This is a genomic window from Leifsonia sp. KNZ13-11D (assembly GCF_056754895.1).
This window is the reverse complement of the sequence record NZ_JBPGWU010000001.1, coordinates 3,544,519-3,561,771: the sequence shown is the minus strand read 5'-3', so window position 1 is coordinate 3,561,771 and position 17,253 is coordinate 3,544,519. Positions and strand designations below refer to the sequence as shown.

General features: G+C 69.1%; 19 protein-coding genes. 8 read left to right on the top strand and 11 right to left on the bottom strand.

Annotated features, from left to right (window positions below; genetic code table 11):
* The first annotated feature begins 37 nt into the window (after positions 1 to 37).
* Positions 38 to 481 carry an SRPBCC family protein gene (locus ACR9Y5_RS17465; protein WP_481299152.1) on the top strand — a complete coding sequence of 148 codons (444 nt, stop codon included), beginning with the start codon at positions 38 to 40 and terminating at the stop codon, positions 479 to 481.
* 18 nt (positions 482 to 499) lie between these two features.
* On the opposite strand, the gene ACR9Y5_RS17460 is transcribed toward ACR9Y5_RS17465, so the two are convergent.
* The 3 genes from ACR9Y5_RS17460 to ACR9Y5_RS17450 all read right to left on the bottom strand — a co-directional run bounded on the left by ACR9Y5_RS17460 (position 500) and on the right by ACR9Y5_RS17450 (position 4,071).
* A complete protein-coding gene (locus ACR9Y5_RS17460) occupies positions 500 to 1,084 on the bottom strand; it encodes a TetR/AcrR family transcriptional regulator (RefSeq protein ID WP_481299151.1) in 585 nt (194 codons plus the stop codon).
* Positions 1,085 to 1,195: 111 nt separating this feature from the next.
* Entirely contained in the window at positions 1,196 to 3,478 is a 2,283-nt protein-coding gene (locus ACR9Y5_RS17455) for a transglycosylase domain-containing protein (RefSeq protein ID WP_481299150.1), read from the bottom strand.
* A gap of 128 nt (positions 3,479 to 3,606) precedes the next feature.
* Entirely contained in the window at positions 3,607 to 4,071 is a 465-nt protein-coding gene (locus tag ACR9Y5_RS17450) for a MarR family winged helix-turn-helix transcriptional regulator (RefSeq protein ID WP_481299149.1), read from the bottom strand.
* 328 nt (positions 4,072 to 4,399) lie between these two features.
* On the opposite strand from ACR9Y5_RS17450, the gene ACR9Y5_RS17445 reads away from it, so the two are divergent.
* The 5 genes from ACR9Y5_RS17445 (at position 4,400) to ACR9Y5_RS17425 (ending at position 7,990) form a co-directional block, all read left to right on the top strand.
* Positions 4,400 to 4,909, top strand: a complete 510-nt coding sequence (locus ACR9Y5_RS17445) for a class I SAM-dependent methyltransferase (protein ID WP_481299148.1) — start codon at positions 4,400 to 4,402, stop codon at positions 4,907 to 4,909.
* A gap of 3 nt (positions 4,910 to 4,912) precedes the next feature.
* On the top strand, positions 4,913 to 5,200 hold the full coding sequence (locus tag ACR9Y5_RS17440) for a hypothetical protein (protein WP_481299147.1): 288 nt from the start codon (positions 4,913 to 4,915) through the stop codon (positions 5,198 to 5,200).
* A 121-nt stretch (positions 5,201 to 5,321) separates the two neighbouring features.
* Complete coding sequence (locus tag ACR9Y5_RS17435) at positions 5,322 to 5,996, top strand: PadR family transcriptional regulator (RefSeq protein ID WP_481299146.1); 675 nt, start codon at positions 5,322 to 5,324, stop codon at positions 5,994 to 5,996.
* 159 nt (positions 5,997 to 6,155) lie between these two features.
* Entirely contained in the window at positions 6,156 to 7,169 is a 1,014-nt protein-coding gene (locus tag ACR9Y5_RS17430) for an ABC transporter ATP-binding protein (protein ID WP_481299145.1), read from the top strand.
* Positions 7,166 to 7,990, top strand: coding sequence for an ABC transporter permease (locus ACR9Y5_RS17425; protein ID WP_481299144.1), 825 nt, complete (start codon positions 7,166 to 7,168; stop codon positions 7,988 to 7,990). Before ACR9Y5_RS17430 ends, ACR9Y5_RS17425 begins: the two co-directional genes overlap by 4 nt.
* A 22-nt stretch (positions 7,991 to 8,012) precedes the next feature.
* Here ACR9Y5_RS17425 and ACR9Y5_RS17420 read toward each other — a convergent pair whose 3' ends face one another.
* The 3 genes from ACR9Y5_RS17420 to upp form a co-directional block, all read right to left on the bottom strand.
* On the bottom strand, positions 8,013 to 9,035 hold the full coding sequence (locus ACR9Y5_RS17420) for an acyltransferase family protein (RefSeq protein WP_481299143.1): 1,023 nt from the start codon (positions 9,033 to 9,035) through the stop codon (positions 8,013 to 8,015).
* 122 nt (positions 9,036 to 9,157) lie between these two features.
* Positions 9,158 to 9,919: a winged helix-turn-helix domain-containing protein gene (locus ACR9Y5_RS17415; protein WP_481299142.1), complete on the bottom strand. Its 762-nt coding sequence runs from the start codon at positions 9,917 to 9,919 to the stop codon at positions 9,158 to 9,160.
* Between the two features lie 381 nt (positions 9,920 to 10,300).
* Entirely contained in the window at positions 10,301 to 10,933 is a 633-nt protein-coding gene (gene upp / locus ACR9Y5_RS17410) for a uracil phosphoribosyltransferase (protein WP_481299141.1), read from the bottom strand.
* 52 nt (positions 10,934 to 10,985) lie between these two features.
* Between upp and tadA the strand changes: the two genes are divergently transcribed.
* Positions 10,986 to 11,453, top strand: a complete 468-nt coding sequence (gene tadA, locus ACR9Y5_RS17405; RefSeq protein ID WP_481299140.1) for a tRNA adenosine(34) deaminase TadA — start codon at positions 10,986 to 10,988, stop codon at positions 11,451 to 11,453.
* Positions 11,454 to 11,484: 31 nt separating this feature from the next.
* Here tadA and ACR9Y5_RS17400 read toward each other — a convergent pair whose 3' ends face one another.
* Together ACR9Y5_RS17400 and ACR9Y5_RS17395 are read right to left on the bottom strand one after the other, a co-directional pair.
* The gene (locus ACR9Y5_RS17400) at positions 11,485 to 12,186 is read right to left on the bottom strand and encodes a glutamine amidotransferase (protein WP_481299139.1); all 702 of its coding nucleotides are present in this window, start codon (positions 12,184 to 12,186) and stop codon (positions 11,485 to 11,487) included.
* Complete coding sequence (locus ACR9Y5_RS17395) at positions 12,183 to 13,145, bottom strand: cation diffusion facilitator family transporter (protein ID WP_481299138.1); 963 nt, start codon at positions 13,143 to 13,145, stop codon at positions 12,183 to 12,185. Before ACR9Y5_RS17395 ends, ACR9Y5_RS17400 begins: the two co-directional genes overlap by 4 nt.
* Before the next feature lie 23 nt (positions 13,146 to 13,168).
* On the opposite strand from ACR9Y5_RS17395, the gene proC reads away from it, so the two are divergent.
* Positions 13,169 to 14,014: a pyrroline-5-carboxylate reductase gene (proC, locus tag ACR9Y5_RS17390; RefSeq protein ID WP_481299137.1), complete on the top strand. Its 846-nt coding sequence runs from the start codon at positions 13,169 to 13,171 to the stop codon at positions 14,012 to 14,014.
* An 85-nt stretch (positions 14,015 to 14,099) separates the two neighbouring features.
* Here proC and ACR9Y5_RS17385 read toward each other — a convergent pair whose 3' ends face one another.
* The 3 genes from ACR9Y5_RS17385 to ACR9Y5_RS17375 form a co-directional block, all read right to left on the bottom strand.
* A complete protein-coding gene (locus tag ACR9Y5_RS17385; RefSeq protein ID WP_481299136.1) occupies positions 14,100 to 14,987 on the bottom strand; it encodes a hypothetical protein in 888 nt (295 codons plus the stop codon).
* Between the two features lie 156 nt (positions 14,988 to 15,143).
* On the bottom strand, positions 15,144 to 15,815 hold the full coding sequence (locus ACR9Y5_RS17380; protein WP_481299135.1) for a potassium channel family protein: 672 nt from the start codon (positions 15,813 to 15,815) through the stop codon (positions 15,144 to 15,146).
* Positions 15,808 to 17,244, bottom strand: a complete 1,437-nt coding sequence (locus ACR9Y5_RS17375; RefSeq protein WP_481299134.1) for a TrkH family potassium uptake protein — start codon at positions 17,242 to 17,244, stop codon at positions 15,808 to 15,810. Before ACR9Y5_RS17375 ends, ACR9Y5_RS17380 begins: the two co-directional genes overlap by 8 nt.
* Positions 17,245 to 17,253 lie beyond the last annotated feature (9 nt).

Here is a 17,253-nt window from a genome sequence, read left to right as displayed (position 1 = left end):
TGTGGGATGGGCGGCACCACCGGACGGGGAGGCGCGCATGGGCGAGTACGTGGCGAGGGTGGAGATCGACGTGGAGGCGCCGCGACGCACGGTGTGGCGGGTGCTGACCTCGAACGGAGCACGGCCGGAGATCATGTTCGGCGCGGAGGTGGTTTCCGACTGGCGGCTGGGGTCGCCGATCGTGTGGCGCGGCGAGTGGCAGGGCACGACGTTCGAGGACCACGGCCGGGTGATCGAGCTCGAGGACCTGCAGGAGCCGTGGCGCATCGTACTGACGCACTTCAGCCCGCTCAGCGGCCTGCCGGACGTACCGGAGAACTACCACACGCTCCGCTTCGAGCTGGATGAGATCCCCGGCGGCACACGGATCACGCTGGACCAGGACAACAACCCGACCCGTGAGGCCGCCGAGCACTCGCGCGAGAACTGGGTGAAGATGCTCGAGGGCGTGAAGGCCGTCGCGGAGCGGCCGTCGGTGTGAGTCCGCCGCCGGCCCGGCTCAGTCGCCGAAGGCTTCGCGCAGGAACGCCGTGAGGAAGAGGTCGAACGCCTGGACGGTGCCCGTACGGTCGCCGGTGATGAGGAAGCCGAAGTGCAGGCCGGCCGCCGAGTCGACGAGCCAGTGCGCGAGCACGCCGGCGCGGCGGCTCTCGATGCCCTGCTTCTTGAGCCACGTCTTGACGGTGTCACGCCAGTGGACGAACGACGTGGTGACGCGCTTGCCGATATCCGGGTCGATCGGTTCGAGCGCACCGGCCTCGAACTGCAGACGCAGCGCGGTGCGGTTGTTCTCGCGCAGGGAGTGGCGGAACGCGTCCTTGTACCAGTCGCGGAACTGGTCGCGGTCGAACGCGGTCACATCGACGCCCCTGAGCGACTCGGACTGCTGGCGCACGCCCTCCTCGAGGATCGCGTCGATCATCTCCTGCCGCGATCCGAAGTGGTAGACGAACGAGTAGGTGCTGACGCCGAGGGCGGTCGCCAGGCTGCGGAAAGTCATCCGCGAGAGCGGTTCGGTCGCGACATGGTCCATGATGCGGCCGAGGAGCTCCGGCTTGCGGTTCGGATCTGGTGTGCGTCCCACGCGATAACACTAGTCCGAATATCACACCCCATGGATAGTCATCTCGGCCGCAATGACCTCTAGCGCACGTGCCCTCGACTGCACCGCAGGGCAGGCTGATGGGGCGCGGATTCAGGGCTTCTTGCCCGGAGGCGGGTTTCCGCCGTTGCCGCCGCCCGGTCCGGCTCCGCCGCCCGGTGCAGGAGCCGGAGCCCCGGGTGCGCTCGGCGCCGTCGGAGCCGGCTTGGGCACCGCGGGCGCCGTGGTGTACTTGCCGATGGGGGACGGGAACGCGGCTCCGCCGTACGCGGCGTTGAGTGCCGTGATGACGCGCTTGGCGATCGAGAACTTGACGTTGCCGCCGCCGACCCCCTGGAAGCTCTGGCTGCGGAGCGCGACACCGCCCTGCACGTTGCCCACCCAGGTCGCCTGCGCGACCTTGGTGGAGGACGTGACCAGCCAGTTCTCGACCGAGTTGTCGGTCGTACCCGTCTTGCCGAAGATCGGGATGCCGTCGCCCGGGTTGGCCGACGCCGCCGTGCCGCCGCCGCGCAGCACGCCCTGGAGGGCGTAGATCGCGGCCGCCGCCACCTGCGGGTCGATCGGGTGGGTCGAGCACTGCGACTTGGGGACCGCGTGCTCGGTGCCGTCGGCGTTCACGATCTTGTCGATGGCGACCGGGCTGCAGGCGACGCCGTTGTTGGCGAGACCCGCGTACGCCGTCGCCATCGTGAGCGGGGCGATGTAGTTGGTGCCGAGCACCGACGACGGGTTGGCCATGAACCTGTTGGCCTGCTCGTCCGCGCCGTGTACCAGGAGGTCTTGTGCGCGCTCCTTGATGCCGCAGAGGTCGAGCTGCGTCGCCATCTTCGCGAAGACGGTGTTGATGGACTGCGCCGTCGCGTTCATCACCGTGGTGGCGGTGACGCTCTCGCCTTCGTCGTTGGACACAGGCCAGGGCGCCCCACCGATGTCGTTGCACGGGTCACTGGAGTGGAACTGGCTCTGCGGGAACAGGTGCTGCGTGCCGCTCACCGTCTGGTAGAGCGAGTGCCCCTCCTGCAGCCACTCGAGGAGGTCGAACACCTTGTAGGCGGACCCGGTCTGGAAGCCCTCGGAACCGCCGTAGTCGTAGTCGGTGTTGTAGTTCACCGCCGTGGTGCCGGGAGCCGGCTCCGCCGTGTTGTCGTACGGCCGGTTCTGCACCATGGTCACGACGCGTCCGGTGCCCACCTCGACCGCGACGTTGGACGAGCCGAGGTCGAGCCGGGGGCTGGTCGGCGGGATGTACGCGCTGACCGCCGCCTGCGCCTGGTTCTGCAGGTCGAGGTTGAGGGTGGTGTAGATCTTGAGACCGCCGCGGGTCAGGAAGTTGGAGCGGTCGTCCTCCGTCTTGCCGAAGATCGGGTCCTGCTCGATCACGCGCTCGACGTAGTCGCAGAAGAACGCGGCGTTGTACTGCTGCGCCGTCATGCAGCCGTTCTGGGTGGGGGTGATCTTGGGCTCCACCTTGGTGGCACGCGCCGCGTCGTGCTCCTCCTTGGTGATCTTGCCGTTCGCGAGCATCCGGTCGAGCACGTAATTGCGCCGGTCGAGGGTCTCTTTGTAGCCGTTGGCCGCGCCGTTCTCCTTGTCGTCCGGCCGGTCGATGCGCAGGTTGTCCGGATTGTTCAGGATGGCGATGAGCGTCGCCGCCTGCTGGATGTTGACGTCCTTCGCCGAGACCCCGAAGTAGTACTCCGCCGCCGACTGCACGCCGTAGACGCGGCCGCCGAAGAGCGCGATGTTCAGGTAGCTCTGCAGGATGTCGTTCTTCGAGTACTCCTTCTCGAGCCCGATCGCGTAGCGCATCTCCTTCAGCTTGCGCGTGGGGTCGACCTTGGTCGCGTCGTCGTAGCAGGTCTCGTAGGCGCCCAGTTGCTTCTTCTGCACCGCGTCGGTCGCCGTCGGATCCGGCTGCTTGTTCTCGCACCGCTGCACGAGGATGTTCTTCACGTACTGCTGGGTGATGGACGATCCGCCCTGCACCGACTTGTGCAGCGCCGTCAGAACCGCACCGCGGAGGGTGCCGGTGACGTCGACCCCGCCGTGCTCGTAGAAGCGCGGGTCCTCCGTGGCGATGGCCGCGTCTTTGAGGTTCTGCGAGATGCCGTCCCAGCCGACCTCGATGCGGTTCTGCGAGTAGAACGTGGCGATCGGGACCTGCTGGCCGTTGCTGAGCGCGTACATCGTGGACGCCTGAGCCAGCGGCTCGACCTTGATGTACTCGGGCAGACCGTCGAAGACGCTGATGGTCGAATCGGCCGCCGAACCCGTCAGCGCCACCGCCGGCGTCACCGCCGCGGCGGCGAGCACACCCGCCAGGCCGCTCAAGGCGACGAAGCCGACAAGGGCAGGCGCCCATCCCCATCTCATGCGTCTTCTCCTCGTTAGAACCATGCGTCCGTGGCGGCAATCTTACGCGTCGCGGATCTCGGCTCCGGCAGGCCCGCGCTCAGGTTGGGGGAAGAGCGAAGGTGGTTCGGGCCTGTGGAGGGATCGGGTCAGGACGGATCGCGCAGCTTGTCGCACAGATCGGCGAGGGTCTCGAGCTCCTGGGGTGTCAGACGGCCCCCGACGCGATCTGTGATGGTCTTCATGTGGTCGACGGCGACACGCCGGAACATGTCGAACCCGGTGTCGGTCAAGCGGATGAGGGTGCCGCGCGCGTCCGACGGCTCCGGCTCCTTGGCGACCAGCCCGCGGGCGACGAGACGGTCGACGAGCCGGCTGACGCTCGGCTGCGTGAGCAGGACGTGCTTGTTCAGGTCGCGCAGCCGGAGTTCGCGATTCGGCTGGCGCGACAGGTTGAAGAGGACGTCGTACTCGTTGAAGGAGATATCGCGCGTCGGGAACTCCGCCGCGAGCGTCTGCATCACGGCGACCTGCGCGCGGAACAACGACTCCCAGGCGGCCACCGCGCTGATCCTCGCGCGACTCGTCGATTCCGGTATCGCCGTCTCGGCCATGGCACCCTCCCGCACCTGCTCAATGCATTCGCATCTTCTCATCATGAGCGTTGGTCAGCATCCGTGCCACCACGGGCCGGAGGGAGGGGACGGTGTGAGAGGACGCCGGGGCAAAGATTGAGGGCCGGCCGCAGAGGCTAGCGGCCGGCCCTCTCCCTTGCACCAAGAGTGTCCTGCAATCACATTCCGCGATGGCTGCCACAGCAAACAACCATTGCTCTTGAACTATATAACGAAGAGGTAACGGCATCTAGTTATCAAGTCGTTATTTTTTCTGCGAGTTGTCTATGCATTCCCGAGCGGGACGCTGGGCGCTAAGGTCGGCCTCGTGGACGACGACGCCACAGCCTTCCAGGGCTCGATCCCCGCACACTACGACTCCGGTCTCGGACCGGTGCTGTTCCGCCACTATGCCGACGTGCTGGGTGCGGCCGTGGCCGAGCCGCGGCCGCGACGCATCCTCGAGGCCGCGGCCGGCACCGGTATCTCATCGGCCGCGATCGCGGCGGAGAACCCGGACGCCCAGCTCGTGGTCACCGACCTGAACGCCGGGATGCTGGAGCTCGCGCGACGCGTGCTCCCCGCATCCACCCGCCTGGAGGTGGCCGACGCGCAGGCGCTTCCGTTCCCCGACGCGGCGTTCGACGCGGTCGCCTGCCAGTTCGGGATCATGTTCGTGCCCCACCTGCCGACGGCGTTCCGCGAGGCGCGCCGCGTCCTGGCGGTCGGCGGTGTCTTCCACTTCTCGGTGTGGGACAGCCATGCCGAGAACCGGTTCGCCGCGATCGTCGACGGTCTCCTGGTGGAGACCTTCCCGGACGATCCGCCGCCGTTCTAGAGCGTGCCGTTCCGCCTGAGCGACGTGCAGGCCCTGCGGGCCCTGGCGCAGTCCACCGGATTCGGGGCCGTCCGTATCGACGTGCTGCCCTACGATGCGCCCGTCGCCTCCTGGGAGGGATTCGCCGACGGTCTCATCCGGGGGAACCCCGTGGCGGACCAGCTGCGGCGCCGATCCGCCGACCTCGACGCGGTGGTCGCGGAGGTGGCCCGGCGGCTGGCCGCCGAGTACGGCGCGGCCCCGACGACGATCCCGCTTCAGGCGATCTTCTACCGAGCGACCGCCCGCTGACCAGGAGGGCTCGCTTTTCCGGCGCGTGCGCCGGGCGTCGTGGCAGAAAAGCGCGACAAGGACTGGACGGGCCTATCCGAGATCGAATACTCTGTTTCGAGTAATCGATCGGAGGTGGAGCGTGACGAAGCGCGCTGTGGCGAATCCGCTGGCACTCGCCGTGCTGGCATGCCTCTGGGAGCGCCCGATGTATCCGTACGAGATGACCACCACCATGCGCGAACGGGGCAAGGAGGACAGCATCCGGCTGAACTTCGGCTCGCTCTACTCGGTCATCAAGTCGCTGCAGAAGCACGGCTTCATCGAGGTCGCGCAGACCGAACGGGAGGGCAACCGGCCCGAACGCGTCGTGTACGAGATCACCGAGTCTGGCCGGCGCGAGGCCGAGGAGTGGCTGCGCGAGCTGATCGAGCTGCCGGTCAAGGAGTACCCGGCGATCGAGACCGGGCTGTCGCTGCTGCCGATGCTGCCGCCTCAGGTGGCTGCCGACCTGCTGGAGAGGCGCCGCGACCGCCTCGACGACGACCTCGCCGCGCGCCGAGCGCTGCAGGAGCAGACGAAAGACCTGCCCGAGCTGTTCATGGTCGAGTTCCACTACCGGGTCGCCGTCCTGCAGGCGGAGCGCGCCTTCGTCGCCGACCTCGCCGCTCGCATCCGTGACGGCTCGATCGGCGGGTACGACGGCTGGGAGCAGCTGCACCGGCTCCTCGCCGACGGCCTCGGCATGGAGGAACTGTCCGCGCGCATCGCCGCCGGTGCCTTGGGGGAGGAGGCGGCCGACCTGTACCGATCATGAAACACGGCCGAGCATGAACGATGGCCGGAGAGCGGCAACTCTCCGGCCATCCAGACCTTCAGTCGTTCCGTGAGGAACCTGCGTCAACAGTCACCGAGGGCTGTCTTCAAGGATATCCCCGTGCCGGTGGCTGCCATCGAAAAAGAGAGGAAAGCCACCATGGCACCCGCAACCGGGCCGGCGCTCGCCGCCGGCCACCTCGTGAAGACCTACAGCGGCGGGAGGGGGAAGCCCCCCGTCCGCGCCCTCGACGACCTCGGCTTCGAGGTCGAGGCAGGGACCGTCTTCGGCCTGCTCGGCCCCAACGGAGCCGGCAAGTCGACGACCATGAAGATCCTGTCCACCCTGGCGAGCCCGGACTCGGGAGCGGCCTACGTCGCCGGAATCGACGTGGCCCGGCACCCGTCGCGCGTGCGTCGGGTCATCGGGTTCGTCGCGCAGAAGCCGGTGTCCGACCCGTCCGACACGGGCGCCGAGAACCTGGTGCTCGCCGGGCGGCTGCAGGGCCTCACCGGACGGGAGGCCACCGCGCGCGCCCGAGAGCTCCTCGAGCGGTTCGGTCTCGCGGAGCACGCCCGACGGCAGGTGAAGACGTACTCCGGCGGCATGGCCCGCAAACTGGACGTCGCGATCGGCCTGATGCACCGGCCCGAGGTGCTGTTCCTCGACGAGCCGACCACCGGGCTCGACCCTGAGGCCCGGGCCGAGCTCTGGCTGGAACTGGAGCGGATGACGGCCCACGAGCAGCTGACCGTGCTGCTGACCACCCACTACCTGGACGAGGCCGACCGGCTCGCAGACCGGCTCGCGATCGTCGACCACGGCCGCGTCGTGGCAGGCGGTACACCCGAGGAGCTGAAGAACGGCCTCCGCGGCGACGCGGTCATCGTCGAACTCCGCGGCGACGCCGAACCGATCGCCGGGCTCGCCGCCCTGGAGCGGGTGGATGCCCTGCGCGAGATCGCGGGAGACGGACGGACGCTGCGCGCCCGCGCCGACAGCGGAGCCGCCACGCTGCCGCTCGCCCTCGCCGCTCTGGAGGCCGCCGGCGTCGCCGTCGCCTCCGCAACGGTCGCCCGGCCCAGCCTGGACGACGTCTACCTGCGGCACACCGGCCGCACCTTCACGCGGGCGCAGGAGTCCGCCGAGTCCGTCCTGGAGAACGCATCATGACCACCATCGCCGCCACCCCGTCCCGGACCCTGCGCCGCGGCGGCCCGACCTTCTTCCGCCACACGCTGCTGCTGACCGGCCGTCAGCTGCGCGCGGCGTGGCGGATGCCGGCCTTCCTCGTCATGAACCTGGTGCAACCGGTGATCTGGCTGCTGCTGTTCGGGCAGCTGTTCAAGTCGGTGATCGACATCCCCGGTTTCGGCGTCGGTCAGAGCTACCTCGAGTACCTCACGCCGGGCGTCGTCATGATGCTGGCCCTGTTCGGCAGCGCGTGGTCGGGCACGGTCTACATCCAGGACATGGATCGCGGGGTGATGGACCGCTTCCTCACCTCGCCGACCAACCGTGGTGCCATGATCGTCTCGACCCTCGTGTACCAATCCGTTCTCGCTGTCGCGCAGTCACTGGTGGTGCTGGCGATCGCGTTCTGGGCGGGGGCCCGGTTCGACGGCGGACCGGTCGGCATCCTGCTCCTGCTGCTGGGAGTCGTGCTGCTGACCGCGGTGTTCTGCTCCCTGTCGAACGCCGTCGCCCTGCTGGCGCGCGAGCAGACCGCCCTGATCGGGATCTCGCAGCTGATCACGCTGCCGCTCATGTTCCTCAGCTCCGCGATCATGAACACGAAGCTGTCGCCGGAGTGGGTGCAGAACGTGGCCGCCTACAACCCGTTCGAGTGGGCCGTGATCGTCGGGCGCCAGGCCCTGAGCGCGCATCCCGACTGGGCCACCCTCTGGTTGCACGCCGCGCTGCTCCTGGCCCTCGCGGTCGTCATGGCCGCCTGGGCGACGAGCGCCTTCCGGGTGTACCAGCGCACACGCTGACCCCGCCCCCGGAGCCGGCCGGTCAGACGCCGACCGGCTCCGGCCGCTCCTCGGCGGCATCCGGCTCGGGAGCAGCGGCGCGCCTGCGGAACCGCCGTTTGAGTCCGAGCGCCGGCTTCTCGATGAGCCTCCACGACAGGTAGGCGATAGGTACGGTGATCAGCATGGTGGCCACGAAAAGGAGCCACGGATTCAGCGGGAGCGCCCACGTGAGCGCGACGAACACCAGCACCTGAGCCACCGGCCAGCCGTAGATGTAGGTGCCGTACGACAGGTCGTTCCGCACCGGGAGCGACGGCCGCGCCAGTTTCCCCACCCAGATCACGACCACCGGGAACGACATGAGGTAGACGACGCGGTGGATCTCGCCGAGGGTCACGTCCGGTCCGTAGAGGAACGGCACCCCCGCCGTCACGAAGCGGACGACGGCGGAGAAGACGCCGAAGTCCGCTGTCAGAGCGAGACCGACCAGCGCGAGGACCAGCACCTCGATCCTGAACTTGGTGAGATACAGGGCGAAGAGCGCACCCGCCGCGAACATCAGGAACATCGGCACGATCGCCAGCATGAAGTCCGACGTGTCACCGACCCCCGCGAGGTAGAGCACCCAGCCCGCCGCGAAGACCGCCGGGAAGGCGGTCCGGTTGAGGGCTCCCACGACGCCGAGCACGGCTACGGCCGCGTAGCAGACGACCTCCCAGGTCAGCGTCCACACCGGCCCGTTCGAGATGTACGGGACGGGGTTGTCGGCGAAGCCGTGCAGCCTCATGGCGATGAGGCCGGACAGGACGAGCGCCACCACCAGCCCGGGAACGATGCGGAGGACTCGGTTCATGCCGTACTGAAGCAGGGACCGGCTGCGCAGGAAGCTCTGCACGATCAGGTAACCGCTGATCACGAAGAACCCGTGCACGCCGAGGTTGCCGAGCGTCCGGCCCCACAGCACCGGCTCCGCCTGACCGACGAGCGCGAACGAATGGGAGAAGATCACCAGCGTCGCGAACAGCAGCCTCAGGACGTCGAAGTTGTTCCGTCTCGGATCCACGCTGGTCCCCCTGCGGGATGCGCGTGCGGGTTTTCCCCCCGACGCTTCCGCGCTCCCCGCCGGCGAGCCTACTGCATCGTCGATCGGCAACCGACGAATGCGCTCGCCGGGGCGGCGGTGGGTCAGAACAGGTCGGGGGAGGGGGCGCTCGCGTAGCGGATGGACACGTCGGCGTGACGGTCGAAGCGGTAGCCGACGCCGCGGACGGTCCGCACGATGTCCTCGTAGCGGGCCAGCTTCGCCCGGAGGCGGCGCACGTGCACGTCGATGGTGCGCTCGTTCGGCACCTCGTCCTCGTCCGCGTCGCTCCACAGCGAGCTGATGAGCTCGGAGCGCTCGATGGTGCGGCCCTCGCGCAGGACGAGGTACTGCAGCAGCTCGAACTCCTTGTACGTGAGCGCGACCGTCTGGTTGTCGAGCACGAGGCGCTTGCGCGAGATGTCGACGACGACGCCGGAGGCAGCGCGGTCCTCGTCCTCGTCGATCGTGACGGCCTGGCGGTGCTTGGCGACTGCGGACGGGTCCTGCAGGGCGAGGCGGACGACATCCACGTCGCGGCCGCCGGCGCCGGCCGGGGCGAGCGCCACCGCGGCGTAGGTCTCGGCGGAGGGGGCGATCTCGGCGGTCAGGCGCTTCAGCGCCTCGACGATGCGGCCGAGGTCGGTGCCGTCGGCGATCGCCTTGGCCTCGTCGATGCCGACGTAGAGCACGAATCCGCGGGCCTCGGTCCCCTCGGGGACGGCACGGATGCGGGGAGCCGACTCGGCGGGAGCGGCGGCGGCAGAAGCAGGGGCGGCGGGAGCCGGAGCGGCGGCCCGGACCGGGCTGACCGGCGAGACGGAGGAGGTGCGGGGGTAGGCGGTGTCGATGGTGGCCAGAGACATGGGGATCGCGTCCTTAGTGATGATGTTCCGCATCCCGGTGCGACGAGTACTCCGCGGGTACGCGGAGGTGCCGGGGTTTCTGCGGGGAGTGTCGTGTTGTGGCCCTACAGAGAGGGGCCGATGCGCAGGAGCGTGAGTGTGGCGCTCCCGGGGAGCGTGCGCCCGATCACGACGGGGTGACGTCGGAGGGCGGCTGCTCGGCGAAGGGTCGTCAGATTAGCGACACATTCGGCAACACATGACCGAGTCGCGGCCGGCCATCATCATGCCGGCATTCCCAAGGGCCTCGAAGGAGGTCAGGGTACGCGCGTTGTCAGTCATGCTGGACAGTAAAACCGATCGTGACGCTCGGTGTCAAATGGTTACGGAATATTGCGGACGTCAGACCGTGCCGTAGAGACGGTCCCCGGCGTCGCCGAGACCGGGCACGATGTAGCCGTTCTCGTTCAGGCGCTCGTCGAGCGAACCCAGCACGATCGTGACGTTGCGGCCCTCGGTCGCCTTCTCGAGGGCCGCGAGACCCTCCGGGGCGGCGAGCAGGCAGATCGCGGTCACATCCACGGCGTTCCGCTGGAACAGGAAGTCGATCGCGGCGCCGAGCGACCCGCCGGTCGCGAGCATCGGGTCGAGCACGAAGCACTGGCGGTCGGAGAGGTCCATCGGCAGCCGCTCGGCGTAGGTGGTCGGCTCCAGCGTCTCCTCGTTGCGGACCATGCCGAGGAAGCCGACCTCGGCGGTCGGCATCAGGCGCACCATCCCCTCCAGCATCCCGAGCCCGGCGCGCAGGATGGGGACGACGAGCGGACGCGGCTCGCTCAGCGCGACGCCGGTGGTCGACGTCACGGGGGTCTCGATCTCGACCGGCTCCACGCGGACACCGCGCGTCGCCTCGTACGCGAGCAGTGTGACGAGCTCCTCCGTGAGCTGGCGGAACACCGGCGACGGGGTGCGCTTGTCGCGGAGCACGGTCAGCTTGTGGGTGATGAGTGGGTGGTCCGCAACGTGCACTCGCATAGGCTCAAGGCTAGCCGAACTCGTCCGCCCGCAGCCTCGGGAGCATCCAGCCGTGAGCCTCACCGTCCCCACCCGTTACGAGGAGTGGATGCGGCGCGCCATCGCCGACGCCAGGCTGGCGTTCGGCACCGGGGACGTGCCGGTCGCCGCCCTCGTGCTCGACGAGGAGGGCCGGGTGATCGGCACCGGCCGCAACGAGCGCGAGCTGCGGCACGATCCGACCGCCCACGCGGAGGTGCTGGCGCTGAGGGAGGCCGCGGCCTCGCGCGACGACTGGCACCTCGAGGGATGCACGCTCGTCGTCACGCTCGAGCCGTGCGTGATGTGCGCCGGCGCCGTGCTCGCCGCTCGCGTACCGACCGTGGTGTTCGGCGCGTGGGACGAGAAGGCGGGAGCCGGGGGCTCCGTCTACGACGTCCTGCGCGATCGCCGGCTGACCCATCGTGTCGAGGTGTTCGCCGGCGTGCTCGCGGAGGACTGCGGGGAGCTGCTGCTCGACTTCTTCCGCGCCAAGCGCTGACGCGGCCGCGCGGCCGGCACGGGCTCGCCGCTCAGGCGGGAAGGCTCTCCAGCCACTCGGAGAACGCCGCACGCGACGCCTCCTGCATGCGCGCGTTGTACGCCTCGCGGTCGCGCCGGAGCGCATCCGGGTCGATCGCCAGTTCATCCAATTCGTTGTACCCGTCCGCCACCCAGGCCTCGTGCATCTCGTCCGTGACCTCGGGATGGAACTGCACCGCGAGCGCGTACCCGCCGATCGCGAACGCCTCGTTGGAGTAGTCGCTCGACGAGGCGAGCAGTGTCGCCTCCTCCGGCAGCTCGAAGGTGTCGCCGTGCCACTCCACCACCGGGACGCCGTCGAAGTGCCGGATGGGCGAGGCGGCGCCCGCCTCGGTCGGTTCGACGCGGCGGTAACCGATCTGGGTGGTGTCGCCCCGGTAGACCCGCCGGCCCAGCGCGCCCGCCATCAGCTGCGCGCCCAGGCAGACACCGAGCGTCGGCCGCTCGGCGTCGAGCCTCGCGCGCAGCAGCTCCTGCTCGGCCCGCAGGAAGGGGAACTCGTCGGTCTGATATGCGCCCATCTCCCCGCCGAGCACGACCACGAGGTCCGCCTCTGACGGGTCGATCGACGACACGTCCTCGGACGTCGCATCCACGACGCGCAGGTCGTACCCGTGCTCGGTGAGCACCGGACCGATGTTGCCGAGGTGGATGCTCGGGTCGTGCTGCAGGATGACGGCGGTGCGGGTCACTCGAGTCCTTTGATGACGATGGTGTCGGTGGCGGGCGCCCGGTCGTCCGGGTCGATCCAGACGTCGGGTTCGATGTAGATGACGCGGGCGGCCGGCACGGCTTCGCGGATGCGGCGCTCGACGGTGTCGATCGCGGCTGCGACGTCGGCGAGCCGGTGCTCGCCCGAGAACGCGAGCTTCGCCGCGACCATCAGCTCCTCCGGACCGAGGTACAGCGTCTTCATGTGGATGATGCGCTCGACCTCGTCGCCCGCCGTGATGGCCCGCTCGATCGCCGCGGCGTCGGCGTCGCTCGCCCCCTCGCCGACCAGGAGGCTCTTCGTCTCGATGCCCAGGACGACCGCGACCGCCACCAGCAGGGAGCCGATCAGCAGCGTCCCGATGCCGTCCCAGACGCTGTCGCCGGTGATGATCGTCATGCCGACGCCGATCAGCGCGAAGACGAGGCCGGTCAGCGCTGCGACGTCCTCGAGGAGCACGACGGGGAGTTCGGGGGCCTTGGCGCGCCGGATGAACTGCGGCCACGACATCCCCTTCTTATGCGGGCGCGACTCGTGCACGGCGGTGCGCAGTGAGAACGACTCCAGGCAGATGGCGATGACGAGCACCAGGATGGGCAGCCACGCGTTCTCGAGCGGGTGCGGATGGGTCAGCTTCTCGATGCCCTCGTAGATGGAGAAGACGCCGCCGACGGAGAACAGGATGATCGACACGACGAAGGCGTAGACGTACCGCTCGCGGCCGTAGCCGAAGGGGTGCTCACGATCCGCGCTGCGGCGTGAGCGGCGGCCGCCCAGCAGGAGCAGCAGCTGGTTGCCGGAGTCGGCGAGGGAGTGCACGCCCTCCGCCAGCATCGACGACGAGCCGGAGAACGCCCACGCGATGAACTTCGTCAGCGCGATTCCGAGGTTCGCCGCGAAGGCGGCGACGATGGCCCTGGTCCCACCTGATGCGCTCATGCCCCCAATCCTAGGATGGAGCCATGGACGACGCGCAGAACGTGACCCTCCCGACCATCGCGATGCTGGGGGCGGGCTCGATGGGCCGCGCGATCCTCAGCGGACTGCTGGCGCCCGGCGTGCAGGTCGCCGGCATCCGCGTGACGAACCGGTCGGAGGCGCGCGCTGCCGAGCTTGCCGGAACCCCGGGTGTGACCGCCTATGCGACGGAGACCCGCGCCGACGCCAACCGTCTCGCGGTGGACGGCGCGGGGGTCGTCGTGGTCGCTGTGAAGCCGGCGATGGTGCGCGACCTGCTGGCGGAGATCCGCGACTCGCTGGCCCCGGGCACGGTCGTCGTCAGCGTCGCCGCGGGTGTGACCGCTTCGACCATGGAGTCCGTGCTCCCGGACTCGGTGTCCGTTGTCCGGGCGATGCCGAACACGCCGGCCGTCGTCGGCAAGGCCGTGACCGGCGTCAGCGCCGGCACGCGTACGGACGCCGACGACCTCACGGTCGTCCGCGCCCTGTTCGAGACCGTCGGCGAGGTCGTGGAGGTGCCGGAGGCGCAGCTGGATGCGCTGAGCACGATCTCCGGCTCCGGTCCCGCGTACGTCTTCCTCCTCATCGAGGCCCTGACGGAGGCCGCCGTGCAGAAGGGCTTCACCCCCGAGCAGGCGGCAACCCTGGTGAACGGCACGTTCCTCGGCGCCGCCGACCTGCTCGTCTCGTCCGGCGAAGACCCGGCCGAGCTCCGCCGCCGCGTCACCAGCCCGAACGGCACCACCGAGCGCGCGATCGCCGTCCTCCAGTCCGCCGACCTCCCGGCCCTCTTCGCCCGAGCCACGGACGCCGCCCTGACCCGAGCCCGAGAACTAGCCGCCGGCTGACCCCCGCTCTCTCTCTCTCTCTCTCCCTCTTCGCCCTCCGTCGAGTACACGAAAAGTGCACGCCCCGGCGGCGTGTCGCGTGCACTTATCGTGTACTCGATCGGCGGAGCGCCCGACGCATGCGGAGGGCGACCGCGTCGAACGGATCGGCGGCGGTGACGAAGATGACGTCCCAGCCGAGCTCGATAAGGCGTTCGCGGCGGCGGATGTCATGGCGATAGGCGTCCGGGTCGGAGCGGTGGTGATCGCCGAGGTACTCGATCGCGACGTGAGCGTCCGGATACGCCAGGTCGATCATGGCCTCGCGTCGCCCATCCACCGGTGAGTGGACGACATGGTTCAGTTCGGGCGACGGAAGGCCTGCGTCCTCGAGAGCCACCCGGAGCCGCGACTCCTGGGGCGAGAGTGATCCGTACCGCACCCGTTCGAGCGCCTGACGGAGGGCGGCGACGCCCCGGCGACGGCCGTGACGGTGGACCGCCGCGTCCAGGTCCGCCCGCGTCGCCGGCGGTGTGAGCCCGGAGTACGGCTCGTCGCCGGTGATGAGGTAGTCGCCGATCGCGACGAGGTCGGGGACGGGCAGCAGGCTGCTCAGTTGAGCCCAGGTGTCGTGGGCGCTGACGACTCGGAGCCCCTCCACCACCGACCAGCGGTGCTCGTCCGCGGTGAGCTGATGGGCGCGCACGCCGCGGAGCCGAGGCGGACGGTTCGGCTCGAAGACGGCGACTTCGACTTTCTCGGGCAGTGCCCAGATCGGCAGGGGGAGCCCGTGGATCATCGCCGCCGATCGGTGGCTGAACAGCGAGTACGGCGGCAGCACCACGCTGGCGGCCCGGCACTGCGCGAGATGGTCCTCGGGAGGAGTCTCCGTCCGCATCCCATGGAACGGCCGATGCATCCGCGTCCCGTAGACCTGACGTCGGGACGTCCCATGCGCCATCAGGTCCCGGGTGCGCGTGCCGATCTCATCCATGCCTCCACCCAACCGTCCGCGCGCCCCGCCCGCGGCTTATCCACAGCCCCCACCGTCGAGTACACGAAAAGTGCACGCGAATACGGCGAGTCGCGTGCACTTTTCGTGTACTCGAGGGTGGGCGGAGAGGCGAGGGGGAGACGCGAGACGAGCAGGTCAGGGGTCGAGGGAGGCGAAGCGCTCGATGTCGCCGGAGGCGCCGGAGACGATGACGAGGTCGTGGTCGGAGACCACGGTGTCGGAGGTGGCGTAGGTGAAGGGGCGGCCGGGGCTTTTGACGCCCACGACCGTGATGTTGAACTTGGAGCGCACGCCCGAGTCGCCGAGGCGCATCCCGCGGATGGATTTCGGCGGGTACAGCTTGACCAGGGCGAAGTCGTCGTCGAACTCGATGAAGTCGAGCATCCGCCCGGACACCAGGTGCGCGGTGCGCTCGCCGGCCTCCGCCTCCGGGTAGATGACGTGGTTGGCGCCGATGCGCTCCAGGATCTTGCCGTGCGACTTCGAGATCGCCTTCGCCCAGATCTGCGGCACCTTCAGGTCGACCAGGTTGGCCGTGATGAGCACGCTGGCCTCGATCGACGAACCGACCGCGACGACACCGATCGAGAAGTCCTCCGCACCGATCTGCCGCAAGGTGTCCATCGACCGGGCATCCGCCTGCACCGCGTGCGTCACCCGGTCCGCCCATTTCTGCACGAGCCCGGCGTCCGTGTCGATGGCCAGGACCTCGCGGCCGAGCCGGTCGAGCTGCCCGGCGGTCGCCGCGCCGAACCGGCCGAGGCCGATCACGAGCACGGGCGCGTTGTGCTTGATCCGGTCAACCAACGAGCGGCCTCTCCTCCGGGTTCTGGTACAGCTGCCGCCGCTGCCTCTGGGCGAGGGCCGCAGCGAGTGTCACTGTACCAACGCGCCCGCAGAACATCGTGGCGGCCATGATGTAGATCCCCGCGTCCGGCAGCCGCTCCGTGAGGCCCGTCGACAGACCGCAGGTGGCGAAGCCGGAGATCACGTCGAAGAGCACGTGGTCGAGCGGCGCTTTGGTGATCTGCGTGATCAGGATGGTCGACACGGCGACGATCGTCGCTCCCCACAGGGCGATGGCGACGGAGACGCGCAGCACGTCGGTCGGGATGCGCCGGCGGAACGCATCCATCGGCTCCACCCCGCGCGCCTCGGCGAATGCGGCCAGGAACAGGACGGCAAGCGTCGTCACCTTGATGCCGCCGGCCGTGGATGCGGACCCGCCGCCGATGAACATCAGCATGTCGGTGACCAGCAGGCTCGAACCGTGGAGGTCGTCGATCGAGATGGTCGAGAAGCCCCCGGAGCGGGCCATCGTCGACAGGAACAGGGACTGGAAGATGGTGTGACCCACGTCCAGGCGCCCGAAGGTCTTGGGGTTGTCGTACTCCAGGACGATGTAGAGGACGGCGCCGGCCACCAGCAGGATCACCGAGGTCAGCAGGGTCAGCTTCACATGGATGGACCACCGGCGCCGCCGCTGCCGGAGGTTGGAGGCGATGGCGAGGATCACCGGGAACCCGATCGCCCCGAGGAACACGCCGATCATCAGCGCGCCCAGGAACCAGTAGTCGGTCGCGAACGCCTGGATGCCCTCGGTGTTCGGCGTGAAGCCCGTGTTCGTGAAGGCCATGGCCGAGTAGTACAGCGACTCCCAGACGGCCGTGCCCACGTCGATCCCCGCGATCAGCATCCGCGGGAAGAGCAGCAGCGCGACCACTCCCTCGATGACCACCATGCTGAGGGCGACCGTGGTCAGCAGCTTGCCGACATCCCCGAGCCGCACGGCCTGCCCCTCGTCGATCGGGCCCCCGTGCACGCGCAGCGGGTTGCTGTCGCCGGCGGCCATCAGCTTGGCGCGCAGGCCGAGCTTGCGCGACACCACCAGGCCGAGGATGGACGCCATCGTCAGCACGCCGACCGCGCCGACCTGCACGCCGACATAGACGAGCAGGTGACCGAAGTACGACCAATGGGTGGCCATGTCGACCGTCGAGAGGCCGGTCACGCAGATCACCGACATGGCGGTGAAGAGTGAGTCGGCGAGTCCTGTCCACCGGCCGTTGGAAGACGAGATCGGCAGCGAGAACAGCAGCGTGAAGACGAGGACGAGCAGCGCGAACACCAGGATGGCGAACCGCGACGGGCTCCGCGCCGCGAAGCCGTTCACCACGTCCCGCACGCGTTCTGCGGGGGTGGCGGGGCGTCCGCGGACCGTCCGGGTGGTGCTCATGTCTGGTCC